Genomic DNA, 24,165 nt, shown 5'->3' with positions numbered 1-24,165 from the left:
GGGCCGAACGAGCGACGCGGGCCCGGCGGACGACGCGGGCCGGACGAACGACGCGGGCCCGACGGACGACGTGGGTTGGACGGAGGGGCCGGTCCTCGTCCTGACGCCGGCCACCAGCGCCAATCTCGGTCCCGGGTTCGACTCGCTCGGCCTCGCGCTGTCCCTGTACGACGAGGTCGAGGTCGAGGTCGGGACGCCGGACGGCACGCTGACCATCGAGGTGGACGGCGAAGGCTCCGAGGTCGCCGACCGGGGCGACCGGCACCTCATCGTCAGGGTGCTCCGCCGCGCCTTCGACCTGCTCGACGGCCTGGCCGGAACTGGACCGGTCCCGCGCCCCGGCGGCCTCCGGCTGCGCTGCCGCAACCGGATCCCGCACAGCCGCGGCCTCGGCTCGTCGTCGGCCGCGATCGTCGCCGGGATCGTCGCGGCCCGCGCGCTGCACCCCGCCGGAAGGCTCCTCGGCGACGACGAAGCGCTCCGCCTCGCCACCGAGATCGAAGGCCATCCCGACAACGTCGCGCCGTGCCTCGCCGGCGGCCTGACCGTCGCCTGGACGACCCCGCGTGGCCCCAGGCTCGTCCGCCTGGAGACGAAGATCGCGCAGGTCACGGCGTTCGTCCCGGAACAGCGGCTCGCGACGGAGCGGGCCAGGGGGCTGCTGCCCGAGAGCGTCCCGCACGGCGACGCCGCCGCCAACGCCGGACGCGCCGCGCTGCTCATAGCGGCGCTCACCGGCGGCCTGGACGCGGACGTCCTGCTCGACGCGACCGAGGACCGCCTCCACCAGAGCTACCGCGCGCCCGCGATGCCCGAGTCCGCCGCGCTGGTCGGACGGCTCCGCGCCGCGGGCGTCCCGGCGGTGATCTCCGGGGCAGGACCTACTGTCCTGGCCTTCACAAGCGCATCACAAGTTGATTCGATAGTCCCTGAAGTGGGTAATGGGTGGCTCAAGCACCCGTTGGACGTCGCGACCCGCGGCGCGCGCGTCATGACCGGAGAATCGGAGTTCCGTTCCTGATGGCGGCGCCGGGGGCGGGGGCAGGCGTCCCGGCGCTGCCGATGCGGGTCCGGCACGTTCCCGCTAGGTAAAATGCGAAGACATCGACCTCTGGGGAATAGCAGTGCGCCCTGGTGATGTTAGGCTGAATGCCGCACCAGATGCCCCGTTCGGGGCAGCGTGCTCGTCAGCCGCGCGTCACCTGACCGGCCCTTCGGCCGTGTCGGTCCCGCGTACTAGGCTTCCCGACACCGTGACATCCCGTTGTCCGGCATTCCAGCGAAACTTCGGACGTGGCGGTACAGGGAACACGCACGAGCGAACCGTCCCGTCCACCATCTGGCTGTGCCCAGAACACGCAGATCCCGGCCCCACCGTGATCAGCGGAGCCCGTCCCGGCGCCCCCGCCGGGCCGCACTACCGGGTCGGCTGGCCGAACACCGGCCAACGCCCGCTCCCTGGGAAGGACCCTTAGTGAGCGAATCCAGCGAACTCCTTACGGACGCATCGAGTACGGGACCCGTCGACGCCGCGCAGGCCGCCGACGCCGAGCCCGCCACCCCCCGGCGCCGCCGGGCCGGCACCGGCCTGTCGGCCATGGTGCTGCCCGAGCTCAAGGCGCTCGCGTCCAGCCTCGGCATCACCGGTGTGACCGGGATGCGCAAGAGCCAGCTCATCGCGGCCATCCAGGAGAAGCAGGGCGGCGGCCAGGAGCAGGGCTCGGCGGGGGGCGAGCAGGGAGACGCTGCCGCGGTGAAGACCGAGCGCCCCCGGCGGACCCGTACCACAGGCGCGAAGCGCGAGGTGTCCGACGACCAGGTCACCCTCGCCGAGGTCGCGCCCGCGGGCGAGCAGGCCGCGGTCGCCGAGCAGGCCCCGGCGGGAGAGCGGGCGCCGGCGGGGGAGCCGGCAGCCGCACAGGCCGAGCAGGCCGGGACGGTCGAGAAGGCGGAGCCGGCGGAGAAGCCGGAGCGGGACGGGCGCCAGGGCGGCCGGCAGCGGGGCGAAAGGCAGGACCGGGGGGGCGAAGGCCGCGGCGAGCGGGGCCGCGACCAGCGAGACCAGGGCCGGGAGCAGAACACCGAGGACGGCGAGTCCCAGGGCGGACGCGACGGGCGGGACGGGCGCGAGAACCGCGACGGCGGCCGCGAGGGCCGCGAGGGCGGCGGACGCCAGCGGCAGCGCGGCGGCCGTGAGCGCGGCGAAGGCCGCGACCGGGGCGAGCGCGGCGAGCGGGGAGACCGCGGCGAGCGTGGCGACCGGGGCGAGCGCGGCGACCGCGGTGACCGGGGAGAGCGCGGCGACCAGGGCGGCGGCGGACGCCAGCGCGGCCAGAACCAGGGCGGCGGCGGCCAGCACGACGACGACGAGAGCGGCGGCCGGAGCCGTCGCGGGCGCCGCTTCCGCGAGCGCAACCGCGGCCGCGGCCGCGACCGCTACGAAGAGCCGGTGATCACCGAGGACGACGTGCTGATCCCGGTCGCGGGCATCCTCGACATCCTCGACAACTACGCGTTCGTCCGCACGACCGGCTACCTGCCGGGACCGAACGACGTGTACGTGTCGCTGGCGCAGGTCCGCAAGAACGGGCTGCGGAAGGGCGACGTCATCACCGGGGCCGTCCGGCAGGCGCGCGAGGGCGAGCGGCGCGAGAAGTTCAACGCGCTGGTCCGCCTCGACACCGTCAACGGGGTGGAGCCCGACCAGGCCAAGGGCCGCGTCGACTTCAGCAAGCTGACCCCGCTGTACCCGCAGGAGCGGCTGCGCCTGGAGACCGACCCCGGCATCCTCACGACCCGGATCATCGACCTGGTGTCGCCGATCGGCAAGGGCCAGCGCGGCCTGATCGTGTCGCCGCCCAAGGCCGGCAAGACGATGGTGCTCCAGGCGATCGCCAACGCGATCACCAAGAACAACCCGGAGTGCCACCTGATGGTCGTCCTGGTGGACGAGCGTCCAGAAGAGGTCACCGACATGCAGCGGACGGTGAAGGGCGAGGTGATCCACTCGACCTTCGACCGTCCCGCCGAGGACCACACCACCGTCGCCGAACTGGCGATCGAACGTGCCAAACGGCTGGTGGAGCTGGGCCACGACGTCGTCGTGCTGCTCGACTCGATCACCCGGCTCGGCCGCGCCTACAACCTGGCCGCGCCCGCGTCCGGACGCATCCTGTCCGGCGGCGTCGACTCGACCGCGCTGTACCCGCCGAAGCGGTTCTTCGGCGCCGCGCGCAACATCGAGAACGGCGGCTCGCTGACCATCCTCGCCACCGCGCTGGTGGAGACCGGGTCCCGCATGGACGAGGTCATCTTCGAGGAGTTCAAGGGCACCGGCAACATGGAGCTGAAGCTCAACCGTGGCCTGGCCGACAAGCGGATCTTCCCGGCGGTGGACGTCGACGCGTCCAGCACCCGCAAGGAGGAGATCCTCATGGCGCCGGAGGAACTGCGCGTCGTCTGGCAGCTCCGCCGCGTCCTGCACGCGCTCGACATGCAGCAGGCGCTGGAGCTCCTCCTGGAGAAGATGAAGGAGACGAAGTCGAACGCCGAGTTCCTCCTCCAGGTCCAGAAGACGACGGTCTCCGACGACCGCTGAGCGCCGTTGGCTGACCGTCGTCGGCTGAGGGCTCGACAGACGAGCGTGAGACGGGTGTGCGCCCCCGTCCGGGAACGGTCCCGGACGGGGGCGTTCCGCGTTCCGCCGGCGTCCGCGCGCCCGTCGCCTGGGGATGGTGGGGTTAGCCCCACCACCGAATGGGCGGCGGACATCATGGTCGCCCCACTGCGTGCCGGGCAGGCTTGGACCGTACGTTGGAACGGGCATGGAGGGACGACGTGGGCGAGCTGAGCAGGAACCCCGGGAACGGGGGCGCGACCGCCGGCGGCGGCGCCGCGTCGCGGTGGGCGGCGGCGCGGTGGGCCGCGCTGATCCAGGCGGGCGGTGACGCGGCGGCGACCGTCGCGAACAGCCCGTGGACGCCGCTCGCCATGCTGAAGTCGTCGCTGACCTGGCGTTCGGCGATCTATCTGGCCGTCAGCATGGCGTTCGGGCTCGGCTGGTTCATCGTCCTGATCGTGGGGCTGTCCCTCTCCCTCAGCCTGCTGATCATCTGGGTGGGCCTGCCGATGCTGGCGCTGATGATGGTCGCGTGGCGGTTCGGGGCGATGCTGGAACGGCAGCTCGTCCGGGCGGCGTTCGGCGTCAAGATCGCGAGCCCGTATCGGCGGCTGCCCGCGGGACGCAACCCGCTGACCAAGCTGAAGGGCATGGCGGGCGACCCCGCCACCTGGAAGGACCTCGCCTACCTCGCCGTGCTGTTCCCCATCACGCTGGTGGAGTTCGTCCTGTCCGCGGTGGTCTGGGCCGCGACGTGCATGCTGCTGTTCATGCCGGTGATCGTGGCGGTAGACGGGAGCGGCGCGGAGGTCAGCGTCGGGTTCGTCTCGTACTGGGCCGGCAACCCGCTGGAGGCGCTGCCGATCTCGGTGGGCGGGCTGTTCTTCCTCGTCCTGGCGATGTACGTGACGCGGATCATGGCGATCGGGCACTCGGCGTTCGCCGGGCTGATGCTCGGCCCGAGCCCGTCGCAGAAGGAGAACCTGGAGCTCCGGCAGCGGACGGAGCATCTGCGGGCCAGCCGCGCCCGCGGCGTGGACGCGGCGGAGTTCGAGCGGCGCCGCATCGAGCGCGACCTGCACGACGGCGCGCAGCAGCGGCTCCTGGCCGTGGCCATGGACATCGGACGGGCCCGCTCCAAGCTGGACGACGACCCGGAGGGCGCGCGGGCGCTGATCGAGCAGGCCCACTCGGGCACCAAGGAGGCCATCTCCGAGCTGCGCGACCTGGCCCGCGGGATCTACCCGGCGATCCTCACCGACCGGGGCCTGGACCCGGCGCTCTCCGGCCTCGCGGGCCGGGCGCCCGTCCCGGTCGAGGTCGACGTGGACCTGCCGGAGCGCCCGCCGGCGGCGGTCGAGAGCATCGCCTACTTCATCGTCGCCGAGTCGCTGGCGAACATCGCCAAGTACGCCCGCGCGACCCGGGCGTCCGTCCGCGTCGTCCGCGAGGAGCGCTGGGTGGTCGTCGAGGTGATCGACAACGGGATGGGCGGCGCGGAGGCGCGGCCCGGGGGCGGGCTCGCCGGGCTGGCCGACCGGGCCGCCACGATCGACGGGATGCTCATCGTGGACAGCCCGGCCGGCGGCCCGACGATCATCCGGGCCGACCTGCCCTGCACCTGGTGATCTCCGGCGCCCGGGTGACCCCTCCTGCACCGGGTGACGCGGGACGGGGTCCGCGGCCGCGGGGCCTCTCCCGTGGCCGCGGGCCCCGTCCCGGCGCCGCAGGGCCGATAATGGGCGGATGCGGGTAGTGATCGCCGAGGATTCGGTGCTGTTGCGCGAAGGGCTCGTCCGGCTGCTCGACGACGCCGGGATCGAGACGGTGGCGACGGTCGGGGACGGCCCCGGCCTGCTCGGCATCGTCGAGGAGCACAAACCGGACCTCGCCATCGTGGACGTGCGGATGCCGCCGTCGTTCACCGACGAGGGGCTGCGCGCCGCGCTGGCCGTCCGGGAGCGCCTGCCGGGCACGCCGATCCTCGTCCTGTCGCAGTACGTGGAGGAGCGGTACGCGACCGACCTGATCGGCGGCGGCGCCGAAGGCGTCGGCTACCTGCTGAAGGAGCGGGTGTCGGACATCGCCGAGTTCATCGACGCGGTCCGCCGCATCGCCGCCGGCGCGACGGTCATCGACCCGGAGGTGATCGGGCAGCTGCTCGGCCGCCGCCGCACCGGCGACCCGCTGGAGGGGCTGACGCCGCGGGAGCGCGAGGTGCTGGCGCTGATGGCGCAGGGACGGTCGAACGGCGCCATCGCCGCGGACCTCGTCGTCACCGAGGGCGCGGTGGAGAAGCACATCTCGAACATCTTCATGAAGCTGCGCCTGCAGCCCGCGCAGGGCGGGCACCGCCGGGTCATGGCCGTCCTGGCCTACCTGGGCCGCACCGACGCCTGAGCCCGGGCGAGCCCGCCTGGCCCCCGCCCCGGCACGGCCCCGCCTCGGCCCCGGCGCGGCCCGTACGGTAACGTCCAAGATCGGGAATGCCCGATGACGTCGGCACGTTCACGTATCTGGCACACTTGGGATGCCAACCGCTGCGGTACCGGTTCACGTCTTCACCTCTCTCATGAGCTCCGCCATGCGGAAACGGCCATGCGAGCCCGGAGCGCCCGGCGACCGCCAGAAGCGAGGAGAACCATGAAGCCTGACATTCACCCGAACTATGTCGTCACGACCGTGACGTGCACGTGCGGCAACACCTTCGAGACCCGCAGCACCGCCGAGAACGGCGTGATCCACGCGGACGTCTGCTCGAACTGCCACCCGTTCTACACGGGCAAGCAGAAGATCCTCGACACCGGTGGCCGGGTGGCGCGCTTCGAGCAGCGCTTCGGCAAGAAGAAGGCCGGCAAGTAGGACGACCGCCGCACATACAGCGACCAGTGACGGCCCGGGGACTCACCGAGGGTCCCCGGGCCTTCGAAGTCGGCATCCGGAGGCCGCCGCGGACCGTCGCGGACCAGCATGGCCACCGCGCCGGAACGGGCCAGGACACATCGTGAATCTCGACGAACTGATCAGCGAATACGCGGGCATCGAGGAACGGCTCGCCGATCCGTCCGTCCATGCCGACCAGGGCCTGGCGCGCAAGCTCGGCAAGCGCTACGCGGAGCTCCGCCCGATCGTCGAGACGCACCGGGAACTGGCCTTGACCGAGGACGACCTCGCCGCCGCCCGCGAGCTGGCGGGGGACGACGAGTCGTTCGCCGCCGAGGCCGCCGACCTGGAGCGGCGCCGCGAGGAGCTTGAGGAGCGGCTGCGGCGGCTGCTCGTCCCGCGCGACCCGAACGACACCAAGGACGTCATCCTGCAGGTGAAGGCGGGCGAGGGCGGCGAGGAGTCGGCCCTGTTCGCCGGCGACCTGCTCCGCATGTACCTGCGGTACGCCGAGCGCGTCGGCTGGAAGACCGAGGTCCTCGACTCGCACCCGTCCGACCTCGGCGGGTACAAGGACGTCACCGTCGCCGTGAAGGCCAGGGGCGCGCAGGACGAGGGCGTCTGGACGCGCCTGAAGTACGAGGGCGGCGTCCACCGGGTGCAGCGCGTCCCGGCCACCGAGTCGCAGGGACGCATCCACACCAGCGCCGTCGGCGTGCTGGTGACGCCCGAGGCCGAGGACGTCGACGTCCAGATCGACCCGAACGACCTGCGCATCGACGTGTACCGCTCGTCCGGTCCGGGCGGGCAGAGCGTCAACACCACCGATTCGGCGGTCCGCATCACGCACCAGCCGACCGGCGTCGTCGTGTCCTGCCAGAACGAGAAGAGCCAGCTCCAGAACAAGGAGCAGGCGCTGCGGATCCTGCGGTCGCGGCTGCTGGCGATGGCGCAGGAGGAGGCCGACAAGGCCGCGGCGGCGGAGCGCAAGAGCCAGGTCCGGACGGTCGACCGGTCCGAGCGGGTGCGCACCTACAACTACCCGGAGAACCGGATCTCCGACCACCGGGTCGGCTACAAGGCCTACAACCTCGACCAGGTGCTGGACGGCGACCTCCACAACGTCACGCAGGCGCTCGTCGACGCGGACATGGAACGCCGGCTGGCCGAAGCACAAGGATCATGAGCGCAGCGAACCGGGGGGCGTGGGGGGTCGCCCCCCTCGGAAGGTCGTGGTCATGAGCGCAGCGAACCGGGGGGCGTGGGGGGTCGTCCCCCCTCGAAGGGCAGGATCATGAACCTGCTGCTCGACGAGATCGCCAGGGCCACCGCGCGCCTCGCGGACGCGGGCGCCGCCTCCCCCCGCGCCGACGCCGAGGAACTCGCGGCGGCCGTGCACCAGGTGAAGCGCTCGGAGCTGCACGGCGTCCCCGACGGCGCGTTCGACGCCCGCTTCTGGGAGTTCGTCGCGCGCCGGGAGGCCGGCGAGCCGCTGCAGCACATCACCGGCCGCGCGTTCTTCCGCTACCTGGAGCTGAGGGTCGGGCCCGGGGTGTTCGTCCCGCGTCCGGAGACCGAGGTGATGGTCGGGTGGGCGTTGGAGACGCTGCGCGACATGGACGTCCGCGACCCCCTCGTCGTCGACCTCGGCACCGGCTCCGCCGCGATCGCGCTGTCGATCGGGCTGGAGGCGCCGCGATCGCGCGTCCACGCCGTGGAGAAGGACCCGACCGCGTTCGTGCACGCCACCCGCAACGTCGAGGAACTGGACGAGCGCGGCCGCGTCCGGCTGCACCTGGACGACTTCGCCACCGCGCTGCCCGAGCTGGACGGCACCGTCGACCTGGTCGTGTCGAACCCGCCGTACATTCCGATGAGCGAGTGGGAGTACGTGCCGCGCGACGTCCGCGACCATGATCCGGCCGACGCGCTGTGGGGCGGCGGGGACGACGGACTGGACGCGATCCGCGTGGTCGAACGCACCGCGCGCCGCCTTCTGCGTCCCGGCGGCTACGTGGCGGTCGAGCACAGCGACCTGCAGGGCAACGGCGTCTACTGGGTGTTCGCGGAGGAGAACGGCTGGCGCGACGTCCGCAACCGCCGCGACCTCACCAACCGGGACCGCTTCGTCACCGCCCGGATCGCCTCGGACTGAACCGCCGGGCAGGCGCCCCCCTCGCGATGAGGCAGCGCTCCGAAGCGCCGCTATTCTGGGCGGTGCCATACCGGACGAGCGCTGCGCAGATGGGAAGACGGTCGACCGTGAGCCGACGTTATGACTGCTCCGATCCGAAGGAGCGCACCCGCGGGATCGCCGAGGCCGTGTCGGCCGTCCGGCGCGGCGAGCTGGTCGTCCTGCCGACCGACACCGTGTACGGGGTCGGCGCCGACGCGTTCCTCGCGGACGCCGTGCGGAAGCTGCTGGACGCGAAGGGACGCGGGCGGGAGATGCCGCCGCCCGTCCTGGTCGGGTCCGTACGGGCCGCGACGGCCCTGGTGGAGAACCTCGGCACCTACGGGCAGGACCTCGTCGACGAGTTCTGGCCGGGCGCGCTGACGCTGGTGTGCCGCGCCAACCAGAACCTCATGTGGGACCTCGGCGAGACCAAGGGGACCGTCGCCGTGCGGATGCCCATGCACGAGCTGGCGGTGGAGCTGCTGAAGGAGACCGGCCCGATGGCGGTCAGCAGCGCGAACCTCAGCGGCCGTCCCGCCGCCCGGGACGTCGAGGAGGCCGAGAAGATGCTCGGCGACGCCGTCTCCGTCTACCTGGACGGGGGCGTGTCGGGGCACGCCGACGCGTCCACGATCGTGGACCTGACCGGCTCCGTGCCGCGGCTGCTGCGCGCGGGCGCCATTCCCGAGGACAAGATCCGCTCGGTGGTCGGCGTCCTGCTGACCGACGAGGACGACCCGGACGAGCCGTACGACTCCGACGACTCCGACGACTCCGTCGGGCCCGCAGAGGCCCCGTCCGGCGCCGAGATCGCCAAGCCGTCCCTTACCAAGGAACCCTCCACCGAAACTCGGGACAAGCCCGCTGAGGCGCGCACCGAACCCGCTGAGGAACCGCCGGCAACCGCGGAAGCCGCCCCCACGGCCGACACCGCCCCCACGGCCCCCACCGCCGAGAACAAGGACGCCTGACCCGCGAGCCCGCCCCACCCCGACCGATCCGGTCCGGCGACGGCGAAAGGCGGAGACGCTGTGACGACGTCGTGGAGATCTTCGTGAGACGCCCCGCTGGTGGTATTCGTCCAGCGGCCTGACGCCGCGGATCCCGCACTCACGGGACACGAAGACGACGGGGGTTCTCATGGCCAGTGGGCCGTCCCAGGATCAGGTGATCGTCCATCTCCTCCCCGAGTTCTCCTGCCTCCGCGGGGCGGACGAGCTCCCGCTCTCGGCCGCCGGCCGGGGGCTGGCCGTCCGGCTGGCGCTGGAGGACGGCCCGCTGCACCGGAGGTCGGTCGCGACGGACCTCTGGCCGGACCTGGAGTCCGGACGGGCGGCGAGACGGCTGAGCCAGCTGCTCTGGCGGATCCGCGACGCGACCGGCGACGCCCTGGTCGAGGTCGACGGGGACAGGATCGCCATGGCGGCCGACGCCGCCGTCGATTATCGGGCCGCCCGGAAGATCGCGAGCAACATGCTCAACGCGGCGCCGGAATCGCTGAGGGACGTCGACCCGATGGTGGTCAGGCTGCTGGGCACCGAGCTGCTGCGCACCGCGGCCGAGGACCATGTGCTGGTGGAAAGGGACCGCTGGGACCGGCTCCGGCAGGCGGCGCTCGAAAGGGCGGCCGCGGCGGGCCTGGAGGCGGGGCGCGCCCACGAGGCCATAGAGCTCTCGCTCGTCGCCGCCGGCATCGACGAACTCGCCGAGACGCCGGTCCGGATCATCTTCTCCTCGTACATCGCGCTCGGGGACACGGTCGCCGCGCGCCGCGTCTATCTGGAGTACGAGGCCGCCGTCCGCCGCGCTCTCGGGGTGGAGCCGAGCCGCATGTTCCGCGACCTCGTCCGCACCGGGACGAGGCCGGACCGGCAGGAGGGGGTCTCCGCGGCGCCTCTCCGGCCCGTCCGCACTCCGTGACCTCGGGTGCGGACGCCCAGAAACGGCGGGGTGCCGGTGTTGATGCGGACGGGGAGGGGTCGGTGGCCCGGTGGGAGTATCGGCGTCGTTACGGCGGCGTGATTGCGGTAACGGTGGAACCATGCCTGACGTGCGTGGCCGTGTCCAGGGGCCCGCGATCGCCGCGGGCGTGCTGCTGCTGGTCCTCGTCGCGCTGCCCGCCCGCTCCGACGCCGCCTCCGCCTCCCACACCGCCTCCGGCTCCGCCGGTGCCCCCCGCTCCGCCCGTGCCCCCGGCTCTGCCGGTACCGCCGCCGCCGAGGAGTTCGGGAAGCGCGTTCCGGCCGATCGGGAGCGCATCCCGACCTATGACGTCGTCCTCACCATCGGCGCGGACGGCGTCCTGTACGTCCGGGAGACGATCACCTACGACTTCGACCAGGCGGGCGAGCACGGGATCGTGCGGATCGTGCCGTTCCGGCACGGCGATCGGGTGTACGACGTGCGGGACGTCCGGAGCAGCTCGTCGACCGGCGCCCCGTCCCGGGTCAGGACGATGAAGTTCCTCAACGACGTGCGGATCAGCGTCGGCGACCGGAACCGCGAGGTCCGCGGACGGCAGGCGTACGTGATCGAGTACGCGGTGGCGTGGGCGTTCACGCCCCGCGCCCGCCACGACGAGCTGGTCTGGGACGCGATCGGCACGGGCTGGAACGTGCCGATCGGGAACGCGGCCGTCCGGGTGGAGGCGCCGGTGCCGCTGCGGAACCCCGTCCTCCAGCCCCCACCCGACCACCGATCAGACGATGAGCTCCGCTCGGCCGTCGTCACGTGCCGCGCGGGCGCCCCAGGCGCGACGACCCGGTGTCTGCGCGACCGCGACGGCCCCTACGCCGTGGACTTCATCCAGCGCGCCCTGGCCCCGCACGAGGGCATGACGATCAGGGTCAGGATGCCCAAGCACGCGGTCGCCGTCGCGCCGCCGCGGTACGTCCCGCCGCGCTGGACGGGCGACTGGACGGGCACCGCGCTCCTCGCGCTCTCCCTCGCGGCCCTGGCCGTGCTCGCCCGGCGCCCGGCGCCGCCGAGGCATGTCGGAGCGGCGCTGGCGGCCGCCGGGTTCCTGCTGGTCGTCGCCGACGCTGGCGACGACGTGGCGGCCCACGGGCCCTGGGCCTTCTCGCTGGGGGACCGGTGCCTCGGCGGGCTCGCGCTCATGATCGTCGGGGCCGGGATCGGCTGCGTCCACCGGTTCCGGGACGGTTCCGGGACGACGCGATCGGGCACCGGACGGCCCCCGGGAGGACTACAGTTGGTCGGTCGCGATGTGAACAGATCGTCCCGGTGAGCCGTCTACCAAGGTGACGGCCTGCACGGACGGGGTACGGGGCGTGCGCGGGCCGGACCGGTGAGGGGAGGCGCAGAGGAGTGCGGGAATACCTGCTCAGCATCCTGGTCGCCGCCCTGGTCGCCTACCTGCTGACCCCGCTGGTCCGCACGTTCGCCGTCTGGTTCGGCGCGCAGGCCGTCCCCCGCGAACGCGACGTGCACGTCATCCCGACGCCCCGGCTCGGCGGGCTCGCGATGTTCGGCGGGATGGTCGCGGCGCTCGTGGTGGCGACCGGGCTGCCGGAGATGCGCAAGGTCCTCGCGGACGGCGACATCAGCGTCACCAAGGCGCTGCTGATGTCCGGCGGCCTGCTGGTGCTGATCGGCATCGCGGACGACCGCTGGGAGGTCGACGCCCTCACCAAGTTCGCCGGCCAGGTCGCTGCGGCCGGGATCTTCATCATGCAGGGCATCCAGATCTACGTGATCCCGCTGCCGACGGGCGAGTCGCTGACGCTGCCGCCCGCCTACGGGGTGCCGCTGACCGTCCTGATCGTCGTCGCGACGATCAACGCGGTGAACTTCATCGACGGCCTGGACGGCCTCGCCGCGGGCGTCGTCGGGATCGCCGCGCTGGCGCTGTTCTCCTACGCCTACCTGCTGTCGCGGACGGAGGGGCTCACCACGCTGTCCGCCGCGACCCTCATCGCGGCGATCCTGTTCGGGATGTGCCTGGGCTTCCTGCCGCACAACTTCAGCCCCGCCAAGATCTTCATGGGCGACACCGGCTCGATGCTGATCGGGCTGCTGCTCAGCGCATCCACGATCATGCTGACCGGCCAGTTCGACCCGGCCGTGCTCGCCAACGGGCTGTTCCCGTTCTTCGTCCCGATGCTGCTGATCCCTGCGGTGGCCGCGGTCCCGTTCATCGACATGCTGCTCGCGGTGTGGCGGCGCACCAACCAGGGCAGGTCGCCGTTCGCGCCGGACAAGCAGCACCTGCACCACCGGCTGCTGGAGCTCGGCCACTCCACCCGCCGCGCCGTGCTGATCATGTACTTCTGGGTCGGGCTGCTGGCGTCAGGGTTGATCGGGCTCGCGCAGTTCGACGCCGCCTGGATCACCCTCGGCATCACGCTGCTGGTGGCGGTCGCCGGCGTCGTCCTCATGCTCGCCAAGCCGCGCCGCCGTCCCGCCGCCGTCCCCGGAAGCGACCGCCCCGCCGACCGCCCCACGATGCCGGTCTGACCTGCCCGCCCGGCCGTCACCCGCCCGGCCGTCACCCGCGCGGCCGTCACCCGCGCGGGCGGGCCCGGCGCCGCAGCCGTTGGCGCCGGGCCCGCAACGGACGGCGGCCGGACGCTAGCAGCGGTACTCGTCACCGCGGCGCCGGCCCCCGCAGGTCATCGCCACTTGCTGTCACACGAGGTCTTCAAGGTGTTCCGCGTGCATGCCTGGATCACGTATTTGGAGGCCTTGGGCTGGTTGTCGCTCCACTTCTGGCTCTTGCCGGGCTTGCTGTTCTTGATGCACGCACGCATGGTCGTGCGGACCGCGTTCTTGACATAGCGGACCTTGACGCACGCCTTGCGGTTGTCTCCCTTCGTGTCGTACATGACGCCGGTGACCCACACCTTCTTGCCCTGCCAGCAGATGCGGGCGGTCACGGTGGAGCCGGTGATCTTGCTGACGGCGTTGCGGCAGGAGGCCTTGGCCGCGGTGGTCTGCGCGGCCGACGCGGTCTGCGTGACGGTCGCCGCCGACGCGGTGACCGAGTGGCGGGCGGAAGCCGTTCCCGGCCCATCGGCGATTGCCGGCGCCGAGGCGACCGTGCCCATCGTGGCCATCGTTCCCGCGGCCATGGTTGCGACGGCGAGTTTCCTGATGTGCTGATGCGTCATGACGCTTCCCTCCGATTGGGAGCCGCGGAGTTCGCGGTGGCCCGGTCGAGCCGCCGCCCACGAAATCGGAGGGTCGTCTCCGGGCCGCCCCAGGAGCGTCGCCGACGCGTCTCCGGCTCGTCCCCCCGTGGGCTCCCGGTACAGGTCGGACGGGTTTCGGCCGGCTGGTGAATCCGCCCGTGCCGCCGCGCCGGCGGGCTGGGCTAGAGTCCGTGCTGAAGCGTGGAGTGTGACAGGGAGTCGCCCACACCCTCCCGGTGGCGCATTACCTCTAGGGTAATTGTGGACATACCGGACGCTTGTGATACCTTTCACGAACAACAGACGACCACTGAACGTGACCAGCCGGAGCCCTCATGCATACCTCCGACGCCCGGATGCTCCGCGGCGCCGCGATCCCGGCCGCCGCCGCCGGGGTGGGCGCCGTCCTCATCGGCCTGCTGACCGCCGGCGCCAAGGGCGCGTTCGCGGCGGCGCTGGCCACCGTCGTGGTGATCGCCTTCTTCTCGCTCAGCGTGCTGGCGGTCGCGTGGGCCGCCAAGATCTCCACGCAGACGATGATGCTCGCCGCCCTCGCGAGCTACGCCGTGAAGATCCTCGCGGTGATGGTGCTGGTCAGCGCCATGGACGAGGTCACGATCTGGAACACCAAGGTCTTCGGCTGGACGGTCATCGGCCTCGCGCTGCTCTGGATCGCCGCCGAGTTCCGAGTCGCGCTGCAGCGGAGGCCCTACATTGACGAGCCCGAGAACGACGAGCCCGAGAACGTGCTGGACCGGAGTCCGTGATGACGTCGCCGCGCCCGGTGATGGCCCGCACGGACTACTCCAATATGACCACCGCATGGATGGCCTGCTATCGTCCGGAGCGCGATGAGCGAGCAGAAACGTCGGCCGGAGGACGGCCAACGGGAATTCGCCGACGCCGCCTGGTCCGTGCCCAGCTACCTCCTCTCCGGGATGATCATCTGGGGCGGTCTGGGGTGGCTGCTGGCCGAATGGACGGGCCAGAACTGGCTGACCGCGGTCGGCGTGGTCATCGGTGTCGGGCTCGCCGTCTACCTGGTCTACGTGAAGTACGGTCGCACCCTCTGAGCGGCCTGGCCGCCGAGGAAACCTTCGTGAAACATCAACACAGTGATGAAGGGAACGCCGCGTGAACGCGCTGACGGTCCTCGCCTCCGAGGGGGATGAGTTCGAGGCCCCCGGGACAGAACTCTTCGACTTCCCGCCCCTCTTCAACGGCGGCCCTGAGTGGCTCACCAAGCCGGTCGTGTTCGCGGTCTTCGGCTCGGCGGTCGTGTGCGTCTTCTTCTGGAGCGCGTTCGCCAAGCCGAAGCTGGTGCCGAAGGGCATCCAGAACCTCGGCGAGATCGGCTACATGTTCGTGCGGGACGAGATCGCCCGGCCGTTCCTCGGCCGCAACACCGAGCAGTGGATGCCGCTGCTCATGTCGATGTTCTTCCTGATCTGGGTCTGGAACATCTTCTCGGTCGTCCCGGTCATCCAGTTCCCGATCGCCTCGCACATCGCGTTCCCGGCCGTCCTGGCGCTGTCCGTCTACTTCATCAAGGTCTACCTGGGCATCAAGCACCAGGGACCGGCGAAGTACTTCACGAACATGATCCCGCGGGGCCTGCCGCTGCCCGTCTACTTCCTGCTGGTGCCGATCGAGTACCTCTCGACCTTCATCATCGCCCCGTTCACCCACGCGGTGCGGCTCTTCGCCAACATGTTCGCCGGGCACATGATCCTGGCGTTCTTCAGCCTCGTCGGCTTCTGGTTCCTGTTCGAGAAGCCCACGCCGCTCGGCTTCGGGGTCGGCATCGTCGGCGTGCTGGTCACCATCGCGATGACCGCGTTCGAGCTGCTGATCCAGTTCCTGCAGGCGTTCCTGTTCACGATGCTGGCCGCCATGTACATCCAGAGCGGCCTGCACGCGGAGCACTGAGCCCCATGGGCGGGGCGCCCTCGGCGCCGCGCCCGTACCGACAACCTCGATAAGCCAGACCGGCGGACACTCCGCCGGCCGACAGAAAAGGAAGAACCCATGACGGGAGCCGTCCTCGCCGCCGTCGAAGGCAATGTCACCGCGATCGGCTACGGCCTCGCGGCCATCGGCCCGGGTATCGGCGTCGGCATCATCTTCGGCCAGGGCGTGAACGCCATCGCCCGCCAGCCGGAGCTGACCGGTGTCATCCGCACCAACATGATGCTGGGCTTCGTCCTCACCGAGGCCCTCGCCCTGATCGGCCTGGTCGCGCCGTTCATCTTCCAGAGCATCAAGTAAACGGGTCCATCCCCTGAGGAAGGGCTGCAGACATGATCAGAGCAGCGTCCGTCCTTGCGGCGGAGGAGAACAACCCTCTCGTCCCGCATGCGTTCGAGCTGGTCGTCGGCATCTTCTCGTTCGTCGTCGTGCTGGTCGTCGTCGGCCGGATGCTCGTCCCGCGTCTCCAGAAGACGCTGGAGGAGCGCACCGAGGCGATCGAGGGCGGCCTGGAGCGGGCCGAGCAGGCGCAGAAAGAGGCCCAGCAGGTCCTCGACCAGTACAAGGCGCAGCAGAAGGCGGCCGCGGTCGAGGCGTCGAACGAGCGGCGCAAGGCCGAGGAGCAGGGCGCGCAGATCATCGCCCAGGCCAAGGAGCAGGCCCAGGCCGAGGCGCGCCGGATCGTCGAGAACGCCAAGGCGCAGATCGAGGCGGAGCGGCAGCAGGCGCTGCAGTCGCTGCGCGCCGAGATCGGCGCCATGTCGGTCGAGCTGGCCGGACGCGTCGTGGGCGAGTCCCTTGAGGACAGCGCGCGGCAGAGCCGGGTCGTCGACCGGTTCCTCGAAGAGCTCGAGGAGCGCGCTCGCACGCAGGAGCAGATCACATCATGACCATCACGGGAGCGGTGAGCAGGGCGTCGCTGGCCGAGGCCAAGGAGCGGCTTGAGGCGGCCATTTCGTCCGCCGACCTGGCCGAGCTCGGCGGCGACCTGTTCGCGGTGCTGCACCTGATCGACCGCGAGCACGGCCTGCGGCGGGCGGTCTCCGACCCGGCGCGGGACGGCGCCGACAAGGCGCAGCTCGCCCGCATCCTGCTGGAGGGCAAGGTGTCGCCGGCCGCTCTCGGGCTGGTCGCCGAAGTCGTCCGGCTGCGCTGGTCGAAGCCGTCGGAGCTGGCGGACGCGGTGGAGACCCTCGCGGTCACCGCCGAGGCCGCCCGCGCCGAGGCCGACCGGCGGCTCGACGACCTGGAGGACGAGCTGTTCCGGTTCTCCCGTGTCGTCGAGGGCGAGCCGGAACTGCGCGGCGCCCTCTCCGGTCCGGGCCTGCCGGACGAGCGCAAGCTCGGCGTGGTCAACGCCCTGCTGGACGGCAAGGTCACCGCCGCGACGCTGGCGCTGGTCACCGAACTGGTGCTGCGCCCGCGAGGACGTAGCCTGGAAGGCGGGCTGGCCGAGTACGGCAAGCTCGTCGCCCAGCGCAGGCAGCGGCTGGTCGCGCTCGTGCGGACGCCCGCCGAGCTGCCGGAGGCGCAGCGGACCCGGCTCGCCGCCGTGCTCGCCGCCGCCTACGGCCACGACGTACACCTGAACATCGAGATCGACCCCACGGTGATCGGCGGAATGTCGATCGAGATCGGGGACGAGATCATCGACGGCACGATCGCCGGACGGCTGGACGACGTCCGCCGGCGGCTCGGTACCGGCTGAGGCCGGCAGAGCGGACTCTGAGGAGCAAGAGAGGAATCATGGCGGAGCTGACGATCCGTCCGGACGAGATCCGGAACGCGCTGGAGCGCTTCGTCCAGTCGTACGAGCCCGATGCCGCCGCGCGCGAAGAGGTCGGCACCGTCGTCGATTCCGGCGACGGCATCGCCCACATCGAGGGCCTGCCGTCCGCGATGGCGAACGAACTCATCGAGTTCGAGGACGGCACCCGTGGCCTGGCTCTGAACCTGGACGTGCGCGAGATCGGCACCGTTGTCCTGGGTGACTTCAGCAAGATCGAGGAGGGCCAGAAGGCCCGCCGCACCGGCGAGGTCCTCTCGGCCCCCGTCGGCGACGGCTTCCTCGGCCGCGTCGTGGACGCGCTGGGTAACCCCCTGGACGGCAAGGGCCCGATCGAGAGCACCGAGCGCCGCGCGCTCGAACTGCAGGCCCCGACCGTCGTGCAGCGCCAGTCGGTGAAGGAGCCGCTGCAGACCGGCATCAAGGCCATCGACGCGATGACGCCGATCGGCCGCGGCCAGCGGCAGCTGATCATCGGTGACCGGCAGACGGGCAAGACGACCGTCTGCGTGGACACCATCATCAACCAGAAGGAGAACTGGGAGTCCGGCGACGAGAAGAAGCAGGTCCGCTGCATCTACGTCGCGATCGGCCAGAAGGGCTCCACGATCGCCAACGTGCGCCGCTCCCTGGAGGAGGCCGGCGCGCTGGAGTACACCACGATCGTGGCGGCGCCCGCGTCCGAGCCGGCGGGCTTCAAGTACATCGCCCCCTACACCGGGTCCGCGATCGGGCAGCACTGGATGTACCAGGGCAAGCACGTCCTGATCATCTTCGACGACCTGTCGAAGCAGGCGGAGGCGTACCGCGCGGTGTCGCTGCTGCTGCGCCGCCCGCCGGGCCGCGAGGCCTACCCCGGTGACGTGTTCTACCTGCACTCGCGGCTGCTGGAGCGGTGCGCGAAGCTGTCGGACGACCTGGGCGGCGGTTCGATGACGGGCCTGCCGATCATCGAGACCAAGGGCAACGACGTGTCGGCGTACATCCCGACGAACGTCATCTCCATCACCGACGGGCAGTGCTTCCTGGAGACGGACCTGTTCAACCAGGGCGTCCGCCCGGCGATCAACGTCGGCATCTCGGTGTCGCGGGTCGGCGGCGACGCGCAGATCAAGGCGATGAAGCAGGTCGCCGGCACGCTGCGCCTCGCGCTGTCGCAGTTCCGCGACCTGGAGGCGTTCGCGGCGTTCGCGTCCGACCTGGACGCGGCGTCCCGCGCGCAGCTCGACCGCGGCGCCCGCCTGGTGGAGCTGCTCAAGCAGCCGCAGGGGTCGCCGTTCCCGGCCGAGCAGGAGGTCGTCTCGGTGTGGGCGGGCACGTCCGGCGAGATGGACGACGTCCCGGTCGCCGACATCCGCCGCTTCGAGCGCGAGTTCCTCGACTACGTGGAGCGCGAGGCGGGCGGCGTGCTGACCACCATCCGCGAGACGGGCAAGCTCTCCGACGACGCCCTCACCAGCCTCAAGAACACCATCACGGAGTTCAAGAAGGGCTTCCAGACCAGCGAGGGCGAGATCCTCGCGGAGGAGCCGGTCGAGGCGATCGACGACGAGGACGTCAAGCAGGAGACGATCACCCGCGTCAAGAAGGACTGACGGCGATGGCCGCACAGCTTCGCCAGCTCCGGCAGCGGATCAAGTCGGTCAAGTCGACCGCCAAGATCACGCGTGCCCAGGAGATGATCGCCACGTCGCGGATCGTCAAGGCCCAGCAGGCGGTGGCGGCGTCCAAGCCGTACGCCGACCAGATCACGCAGGCCCTGACCGCGCTGGTGAGCCACCATGTCGGGATCGACCATCCGCTGCTGAAGGAGCAGCCGGCCGACACCCGCAGCGCCGTCCTGATCGTCACCAGCGACCGCGGGTTCTGCGGCGCGTACAACGCGAACGTGATCCGCGAGTCGGAGGCGCTGATCAGGCGGCTGCGGGACGAGGGCCGCGAGCCGGTCCCGTACGTGGTCGGCAACAAGGGCATCACCTGGTACCGGTTCCGGGGCCGGGAGGTCGCCGAGACGTGGAGCGGGTTCAGCGACCGTCCCGCGTTCACGGACGCGGAGCGCATCGGGCGGCTGCTGACCGAGGACTTCCTGAAGACCGACGCGGAGGGCGGGGTCGGTGAGATCCACGTGGTCTACACCGAGTTCGTGTCGATGCTGACGCAGGCCGTCCGGGTCAAGCGGCTGCTGCCGCTGGAGATCGAGGAGACCGAGTCCTCGAAGGTCCCGCCGGCGTACGAGTTCGAGCCGTCCGCCCCGGCCGCGCTCGACCTGCTGCTGCCGAACTACGTCGAGAGCCGCATCTTCCACATGCTGCTGCAGTCGGCGGCGTCCTTCCAGGCGTCGGTCCGGCGGGCGATGAAGTCGGCGACCGACAATGCCAACGAACTGCTCGGGGTCTACACGCGCCAGATGAACCAGGCGCGGCAGGCCGCGATCACCCAGGAAATCAGCGAGATCGTCGGTGGCGCTGACGCGCTCGCCGAGTCTGGCGGGGAGTGATAATGACTGCTCAGGTAGAGACGGCGACCGCCACCGGGCGCGTCGCGCGTGTCATCGGCCCGGTCGTCGACGTGGAGTTCCCCGCCGACGCCATCCCGGAGATCTACAACGCGCTGCACGTGCAGGTCACGCTCGGCGGCGAGGAGAAGACCCTGACGTTCGAGGTCGCGCAGCACCTCGGCGACAACATGATCAGGGCGATCTCGATGCAGCCGACGGACGGCCTGGTCCGCGGCGCCCCGGTGACCGACACCGGTTCGTCCATCTCGGTGCCGGTCGGCGACATCACCAAGGGCCACGTGTGGAACACCCTCGGTGAGGCGCTGGACGTCCCGACGGCCAGCCTGGAGATCACCGAGCGCTGGGGCATCCACCGCAGGGCCCCGGCGTTCGACACGCTGGAGTCGAGGACCGAGATGCTGGAGACCGGCATCAAGGTCATCGACCTGCTGGCCCCGTACGTCAAGGGCGGCAAGATCGGCCTGTTCGGCGGCGCGGGCGTCGGCAAGACCGTGCTGATCCAGGAGATGATCCGCCGGGTCGCGCTGAACTTCGGCGGCACCTCGGTGTTCGCCGGCGTCGGCGAGCGCACCCGTGAGGGCAACGACCTCTGGGTCGAGATGGACGAGATGGACGTCCTGAAGGACACCGCGATGGTGTTCGGCCAGATGGACGAGCCGCCGGGCACCCGCCTGCGGGTCGCGCTGTCGGGCCTGACGATGGCGGAGTACTTCCGCGACGTGCAGAACCAGGACGTGCTGCTGTTCATCGACAACATCTTCCGGTTCACGCAGGCGGGCTCCGAGGTGTCGACGCTGCTCGGCCGGATGCCGTCCGCGGTGGGCTACCAGCCGACGCTGGCCGACGAGATGGGCGTGCTGCAGGAGCGGATCACGTCGACGCGCGGTCACTCGATCACCTCGATGCAGGCGATCTACGTGCCCGCCGACGACATCACCGACCCGGCGCCGCACACCACGTTCGCGCACCTGGACGCCACGACGACCCTGTCGCGGGCCATCTCCGAGAAGGGCATCTTCCCGGCGGTCGACCCGCTCGACTCGACCTCGCGGATCATGGACCCGCAGATCCTCGGGAACGAGCACTACCAGGTCGCGCAGGAGGTCAAGCGGATCCTGCAGAAGTACAAGGAGCTGCAGGACATCATCGCGATCCTCGGCATCGACGAGCTGTCGGAGGAGGACAAGGTCACCGTCCAGCGGGCGCGGCGCATCGAGCGCTTCCTGTCGCATCCGATGTACGTGGCGGAGAAGTTCACCGGTCTGGCCGGCGTGACGCTGTCGAAGGACGAGACGGTCGCGTCCTTCAAGGCGATCGCCGAGGGCAAGTACGACCACCTGCCCGAGCAGGCGTTCTACATGTGCGGCGGGATCGAGGACGCCGAGAAGAAGGCCAAGGAGCTGGAGAAGTAGCCCGCACCGGCGGGGCCGCCACAGCGAGTGCGCGGCTCCGCCGGCGGCGGCTCCCGGTGAACCCGGAGGGAAAACGTGGCAAACCTTAAGGTCGGGCTGGTCTCGCCGGAGCGCGAGATCTGGTCCGGCGAGGCCAGGATGGTGGTCGCCCAGACCATCGAGGGCTCGCTCGGCATCCTGCCGGGCCACGCCCCGGTGCTCGGCGTCCTCCTGGACGGCAGCGTCGTGAAGATCGAGCCGGCCGCCGGCGGTGAGCCGATCGTCGCGATGGTCGGCAGCGGCTTCTTCTCCGTCGCCGCCGACGAGGTGTCGGTGCTGGCGGAGCAGGCCGAGCTGGGCGACGAGATCGACGTCCCGGAGGCGCGGCGGGCGCTGGAGAACGCGCTCGCGGCCGAGGGCGAGGACGCGACGCCGGAGCGGCGGGCCCGGGCGCGGCTGCGCGCGGCGGGCATCGAGGCCTGAGCACGGGGCGCGGCGGCGCAGGGCGGACGGCGGGGGATTTGGGCGAGCACCTGGCATGGGACGCGGGCGGGGTGCTCGCCGTGGCCGTCCTGGTGGCGGCGCTGCTGTTCGCGTCGATGGCGGTGCGCCGCCGGCTGTTCACCCGTGGCGGCGGCACGGTCGAGTGCAGCCTCCGGGAGCTGTCCCCGGAGGGCGGAGCCCCGGGGGTGTGGCGTCTCGGCATCGGCCGTTACAAGGGCGATGTCCTGCATTGGCACCGCGTGTTCGGTTTCCGTACCAGGCCCCGGCAGGTGATTCACCGCCGGGGCCTCGTCGTGTCCAACCGCCGGAGCCCCGGGCCCGAGGAGGCGGAGGGCCTGCTGCCGGACGTGAGCATCATCGAGGTCAGGGACGGCGACCTGACGGTGGAGCTGGCGATGGGCGCGGCGGCGCTGACGGGCTTCCTCGCCTGGCTGGAGGCGGCCCCGCCCGGCTTCCCCGTGGAACTGCATCCTCCGGAATGACGGAGGCATGCCCCACGGGGCGTTCTTCATGAAGCGGTAAGGCCCCGGTACGGAATCGGCCTGGCGTGCGCGCCGCCGCTCGGCGCGGGACGGTCGCGGGGTGAGGATCCTGCTGCTCAGGTCCGTCCTCATCCGCAGGAGTGCACGTGCGCAAGCTGCTCATCGGCGCCGCCGTGGTGCTGCCCGTCGCCGTTCTGCCCGCCGCCTTCCTGCCGATGGCGGGCGCGGCGCCGCCCCGTCCCGACCTCGCGAGGCTCGTCACGCTGAAGGACGTCGAGGCGCACCTGGAGGCGTTCCAGGAGATCGCCGACTACAACGGCGGCCACCGCGCGTCGGGCGGCGCCGGCTACGACGTGTCGGCGCGGTACGTCGCCGGGCGGCTGCGGAAGGCCGGTCTCGAACCGAAGATCCAGAAGTTCGCCTACCCGTACTGGCGGGAGCGTTCCCGTGCGGCGCTGGCCCGGACGGCGCCGTCCAGGGCGTCCTACAAGGAGGGCGCGGACTTCGCCACCCTCGCGTACTCGGGTTCCGGCGATCTGACGGCGCCCGTGATCGCGGTCGACGTCCCGGCCAAGGGCGAGGGGACGAGCGGCTGCGAGAAGGGCGACTTCAAGGGCTTCACTAAGGCGTCGATCGCGCTCGTCCAGCGCGGGACCTGCACGTTCGCCACCAAGGTCGCGAAGGCGCGGGCGGCGGGCGCGTCCGCCGTCGTGATCTACAACAGGCCGGGGGAGAAGGGGCCGGTGATCGGCACGGTGAGCACGCCGTCCCGGGTCCCGGTCGTCGGCACGTCCCGCGCGGTCGGCGTCACGCTGGCGAAGGCCGCCGGGAAAGGCGCCGGGAAGGGCGGGCTCAAGCTGCGCGTGCGGACCGACACCGTCCACGGGAAGCGCAGGACGGCCAACGTCATCGCCGACACCGGGCGCGGACGGCCCGGCAACGTGGTGCTGCTCGGCGCGCACCTCGACAGCGTCCCGGCGGGCGCGGGCGTCAACGACAACGGCACGGGCTCGGCGGCCCTCCTCGCGATCGCCGCGAAGATCAACGAGCTGGGCAAGGACGGGTTGCGCAACCGGGTCCGGTTCGCCTGGTGGGGCGCCGAGGAGGAGGGGCTGCGCGGTTCCACGCACTACGTGAAGTCGCTGTCCCGTCCGGACCGCGAGAAGATCGCGCTGGCCCTCAACTTCGACATGCTCGGCTCCCGCAACGGCACGCGCGGCGTGTACGACGGCGACCACTCCACCCGCACCGGCACGCGCGCCCCCGCCGGCTCGGGCGCGATCGAGAAGATGTTCCGAGACTACTTCAGGGGCCGGAAGCTCCCGACGACCGAGCAGGAGTTCAACGGACGCTCCGACTACGGCCCGTTCGTCGAGGCGGGCATCCCGTCCGGCGGCATGGCCACCGGTTCGGACGGCGTCAAGACCGCCGCGGAGGCCAAGAAGTTCGGCGGCAGGGCCGGCAGGCCGTACGACCCGTGCTACCACGCCAAGTGCGACCGCCTGAAGAACGTCGACCGCAAGCTCCTCGACACCAACGCCGACGGCATCGCCCACGTCACCCAGCACCTGGCCCGGACGACGGTCGCCGTGAACGGCGGCGCCCGCCTGCCCCTGAGCGCCACCCCGGGGCCCTACACGCCCGCCTGGCAGGGCCGGTCCCAACTCCGCTGACCCGCCCGGGGCGGC

Annotated in this window: 24 protein-coding genes; 23 read left to right on the top strand and 1 reads right to left on the bottom strand. The window is 71.4% G+C overall.

Annotated elements, in window-relative coordinates; all coding sequences use genetic code 11:
- The first annotated feature begins 70 nt into the window (after positions 1–70).
- The 11 genes from thrB (at position 71) to ACH34T_RS01850 (ending at position 13,154) form a co-directional block, all read left to right on the top strand.
- Positions 71–1,021 carry a homoserine kinase gene (thrB, locus tag ACH34T_RS01900; protein WP_395990349.1) on the top strand — a complete coding sequence of 317 codons (951 nt, stop codon included), beginning with the start codon at positions 71–73 and terminating at the stop codon, positions 1,019–1,021.
- Between the two features lie 453 nt (positions 1,022–1,474).
- The gene (gene rho, locus ACH34T_RS01895) at positions 1,475–3,598 is read left to right on the top strand and encodes a transcription termination factor Rho (RefSeq protein ID WP_395990147.1); all 2,124 of its coding nucleotides are present in this window, start codon (positions 1,475–1,477) and stop codon (positions 3,596–3,598) included.
- A 239-nt stretch (positions 3,599–3,837) separates the two neighbouring features.
- The gene (locus ACH34T_RS01890; protein WP_395990146.1) at positions 3,838–5,247 is read left to right on the top strand and encodes a sensor histidine kinase; all 1,410 of its coding nucleotides are present in this window, start codon (positions 3,838–3,840) and stop codon (positions 5,245–5,247) included.
- Positions 5,248–5,365: 118 nt separating this feature from the next.
- On the top strand, positions 5,366–6,019 hold the full coding sequence (locus tag ACH34T_RS01885) for a response regulator (protein ID WP_395990145.1): 654 nt from the start codon (positions 5,366–5,368) through the stop codon (positions 6,017–6,019).
- A 243-nt stretch (positions 6,020–6,262) separates the two neighbouring features.
- Entirely contained in the window at positions 6,263–6,481 is a 219-nt protein-coding gene (gene rpmE / locus ACH34T_RS01880; protein ID WP_021598595.1) for a 50S ribosomal protein L31, read from the top strand.
- Between the two features lie 142 nt (positions 6,482–6,623).
- On the top strand, positions 6,624–7,688 hold the full coding sequence (gene prfA, locus ACH34T_RS01875; protein ID WP_395990144.1) for a peptide chain release factor 1: 1,065 nt from the start codon (positions 6,624–6,626) through the stop codon (positions 7,686–7,688).
- Between the two features lie 108 nt (positions 7,689–7,796).
- Complete coding sequence (gene prmC, locus ACH34T_RS01870; protein WP_395990143.1) at positions 7,797–8,657, top strand: peptide chain release factor N(5)-glutamine methyltransferase; 861 nt, start codon at positions 7,797–7,799, stop codon at positions 8,655–8,657.
- A 107-nt stretch (positions 8,658–8,764) separates the two neighbouring features.
- Entirely contained in the window at positions 8,765–9,649 is an 885-nt protein-coding gene (locus ACH34T_RS01865; RefSeq protein ID WP_395990142.1) for an L-threonylcarbamoyladenylate synthase, read from the top strand.
- A gap of 169 nt (positions 9,650–9,818) precedes the next feature.
- The gene (locus ACH34T_RS01860; protein ID WP_395990141.1) at positions 9,819–10,598 is read left to right on the top strand and encodes a BTAD domain-containing putative transcriptional regulator; all 780 of its coding nucleotides are present in this window, start codon (positions 9,819–9,821) and stop codon (positions 10,596–10,598) included.
- Between the two features lie 121 nt (positions 10,599–10,719).
- The gene (locus tag ACH34T_RS01855; protein ID WP_395990140.1) at positions 10,720–11,925 is read left to right on the top strand and encodes a DUF2207 domain-containing protein; all 1,206 of its coding nucleotides are present in this window, start codon (positions 10,720–10,722) and stop codon (positions 11,923–11,925) included.
- A gap of 80 nt (positions 11,926–12,005) precedes the next feature.
- Positions 12,006–13,154, top strand: a complete 1,149-nt coding sequence (locus tag ACH34T_RS01850) for an MraY family glycosyltransferase (RefSeq protein WP_395990139.1) — start codon at positions 12,006–12,008, stop codon at positions 13,152–13,154.
- Positions 13,155–13,309: 155 nt separating this feature from the next.
- On the opposite strand, the gene ACH34T_RS01845 is transcribed toward ACH34T_RS01850, so the two are convergent.
- Entirely contained in the window at positions 13,310–13,807 is a 498-nt protein-coding gene (locus ACH34T_RS01845; protein WP_395990138.1) for a hypothetical protein, read from the bottom strand.
- 356 nt (positions 13,808–14,163) lie between these two features.
- On the opposite strand from ACH34T_RS01845, the gene ACH34T_RS01840 reads away from it, so the two are divergent.
- The 12 genes from ACH34T_RS01840 (at position 14,164) to ACH34T_RS01785 (ending at position 24,150) form a co-directional block, all read left to right on the top strand.
- Positions 14,164–14,595, top strand: a complete 432-nt coding sequence (locus ACH34T_RS01840) for a hypothetical protein (RefSeq protein WP_395990137.1) — start codon at positions 14,164–14,166, stop codon at positions 14,593–14,595.
- An 84-nt stretch (positions 14,596–14,679) separates the two neighbouring features.
- The gene (locus ACH34T_RS01835) at positions 14,680–14,901 is read left to right on the top strand and encodes a hypothetical protein (protein WP_395970705.1); all 222 of its coding nucleotides are present in this window, start codon (positions 14,680–14,682) and stop codon (positions 14,899–14,901) included.
- Positions 14,902–14,962: 61 nt separating this feature from the next.
- Entirely contained in the window at positions 14,963–15,757 is a 795-nt protein-coding gene (atpB, locus tag ACH34T_RS01830) for a F0F1 ATP synthase subunit A (RefSeq protein ID WP_395990136.1), read from the top strand.
- A 99-nt stretch (positions 15,758–15,856) separates the two neighbouring features.
- Entirely contained in the window at positions 15,857–16,096 is a 240-nt protein-coding gene (atpE, locus tag ACH34T_RS01825) for an ATP synthase F0 subunit C (protein ID WP_395990135.1), read from the top strand.
- A 32-nt stretch (positions 16,097–16,128) separates the two neighbouring features.
- Positions 16,129–16,686 (top strand): F0F1 ATP synthase subunit B, encoded by a 558-nt coding sequence (locus ACH34T_RS01820; RefSeq protein WP_395990134.1) that lies wholly within the window; start codon positions 16,129–16,131, stop codon positions 16,684–16,686.
- On the top strand, positions 16,683–17,504 hold the full coding sequence (locus tag ACH34T_RS01815; RefSeq protein ID WP_395990133.1) for a F0F1 ATP synthase subunit delta: 822 nt from the start codon (positions 16,683–16,685) through the stop codon (positions 17,502–17,504). The genes ACH34T_RS01820 and ACH34T_RS01815 overlap by 4 nt, the downstream gene beginning before the upstream one ends.
- Positions 17,505–17,542: 38 nt before the next feature.
- On the top strand, positions 17,543–19,177 hold the full coding sequence (gene atpA, locus ACH34T_RS01810) for a F0F1 ATP synthase subunit alpha (protein WP_395990132.1): 1,635 nt from the start codon (positions 17,543–17,545) through the stop codon (positions 19,175–19,177).
- Between the two features lie 5 nt (positions 19,178–19,182).
- On the top strand, positions 19,183–20,079 hold the full coding sequence (locus ACH34T_RS01805) for a F0F1 ATP synthase subunit gamma (protein ID WP_395990131.1): 897 nt from the start codon (positions 19,183–19,185) through the stop codon (positions 20,077–20,079).
- A gap of 2 nt (positions 20,080–20,081) precedes the next feature.
- Positions 20,082–21,512: a F0F1 ATP synthase subunit beta gene (gene atpD, locus ACH34T_RS01800; protein ID WP_395990130.1), complete on the top strand. Its 1,431-nt coding sequence runs from the start codon at positions 20,082–20,084 to the stop codon at positions 21,510–21,512.
- 75 nt (positions 21,513–21,587) lie between these two features.
- Positions 21,588–21,974, top strand: a complete 387-nt coding sequence (locus tag ACH34T_RS01795) for a F0F1 ATP synthase subunit epsilon (protein WP_395990129.1) — start codon at positions 21,588–21,590, stop codon at positions 21,972–21,974.
- A gap of 38 nt (positions 21,975–22,012) precedes the next feature.
- On the top strand, positions 22,013–22,477 hold the full coding sequence (locus ACH34T_RS01790) for a DUF2550 domain-containing protein (protein WP_395990128.1): 465 nt from the start codon (positions 22,013–22,015) through the stop codon (positions 22,475–22,477).
- A 146-nt stretch (positions 22,478–22,623) separates the two neighbouring features.
- Positions 22,624–24,150 carry a M28 family peptidase gene (locus tag ACH34T_RS01785; protein ID WP_395990127.1) on the top strand — a complete coding sequence of 509 codons (1,527 nt, stop codon included), beginning with the start codon at positions 22,624–22,626 and terminating at the stop codon, positions 24,148–24,150.
- Positions 24,151–24,165 lie beyond the last annotated feature (15 nt).

It is taken from the genome of Actinomadura sp. 9N215 (assembly GCF_044326345.1).
Taxonomy (GTDB): domain Bacteria; phylum Actinomycetota; class Actinomycetes; order Streptosporangiales; family Streptosporangiaceae; genus Spirillospora.
Note: the sequence above shows the minus strand (reverse complement) of the source record. Positions and strands in the feature narration are given on the sequence as shown.

What these genes read in the sequence shown, in the direction of transcription:
- prmC (WP_395990143.1), top strand. Translation starts at nt 7,797, where the DNA reads ATGAACCTGCTGCTCGACGAGATCGCCAGGGCCACCGCGCGCCTCGCG.
- ACH34T_RS01845 (WP_395990138.1), bottom strand. Translation starts at nt 13,807, where the DNA reads ATGACGCATCAGCACATCAGGAAACTCGCCGTCGCAACCATGGCCGCG.
- ACH34T_RS01840 (WP_395990137.1), top strand. Translation starts at nt 14,164, where the DNA reads ATGCATACCTCCGACGCCCGGATGCTCCGCGGCGCCGCGATCCCGGCC.
- ACH34T_RS01855 (WP_395990140.1), top strand. Translation starts at nt 10,720, where the DNA reads ATGCCTGACGTGCGTGGCCGTGTCCAGGGGCCCGCGATCGCCGCGGGC.
- ACH34T_RS01835 (WP_395970705.1), top strand. Translation starts at nt 14,680, where the DNA reads ATGAGCGAGCAGAAACGTCGGCCGGAGGACGGCCAACGGGAATTCGCC.
- atpD (WP_395990130.1), top strand. Translation starts at nt 20,082, where the DNA reads ATGACTGCTCAGGTAGAGACGGCGACCGCCACCGGGCGCGTCGCGCGT.
- ACH34T_RS01815 (WP_395990133.1), top strand. Translation starts at nt 16,683, where the DNA reads ATGACCATCACGGGAGCGGTGAGCAGGGCGTCGCTGGCCGAGGCCAAG.
- ACH34T_RS01885 (WP_395990145.1), top strand. Translation starts at nt 5,366, where the DNA reads ATGCGGGTAGTGATCGCCGAGGATTCGGTGCTGTTGCGCGAAGGGCTC.
- ACH34T_RS01860 (WP_395990141.1), top strand. Translation starts at nt 9,819, where the DNA reads ATGGCCAGTGGGCCGTCCCAGGATCAGGTGATCGTCCATCTCCTCCCC.
- rpmE (WP_021598595.1), top strand. Translation starts at nt 6,263, where the DNA reads ATGAAGCCTGACATTCACCCGAACTATGTCGTCACGACCGTGACGTGC.
- ACH34T_RS01820 (WP_395990134.1), top strand. Translation starts at nt 16,129, where the DNA reads ATGATCAGAGCAGCGTCCGTCCTTGCGGCGGAGGAGAACAACCCTCTC.
- ACH34T_RS01805 (WP_395990131.1), top strand. Translation starts at nt 19,183, where the DNA reads ATGGCCGCACAGCTTCGCCAGCTCCGGCAGCGGATCAAGTCGGTCAAG.
- atpE (WP_395990135.1), top strand. Translation starts at nt 15,857, where the DNA reads ATGACGGGAGCCGTCCTCGCCGCCGTCGAAGGCAATGTCACCGCGATC.
- atpA (WP_395990132.1), top strand. Translation starts at nt 17,543, where the DNA reads ATGGCGGAGCTGACGATCCGTCCGGACGAGATCCGGAACGCGCTGGAG.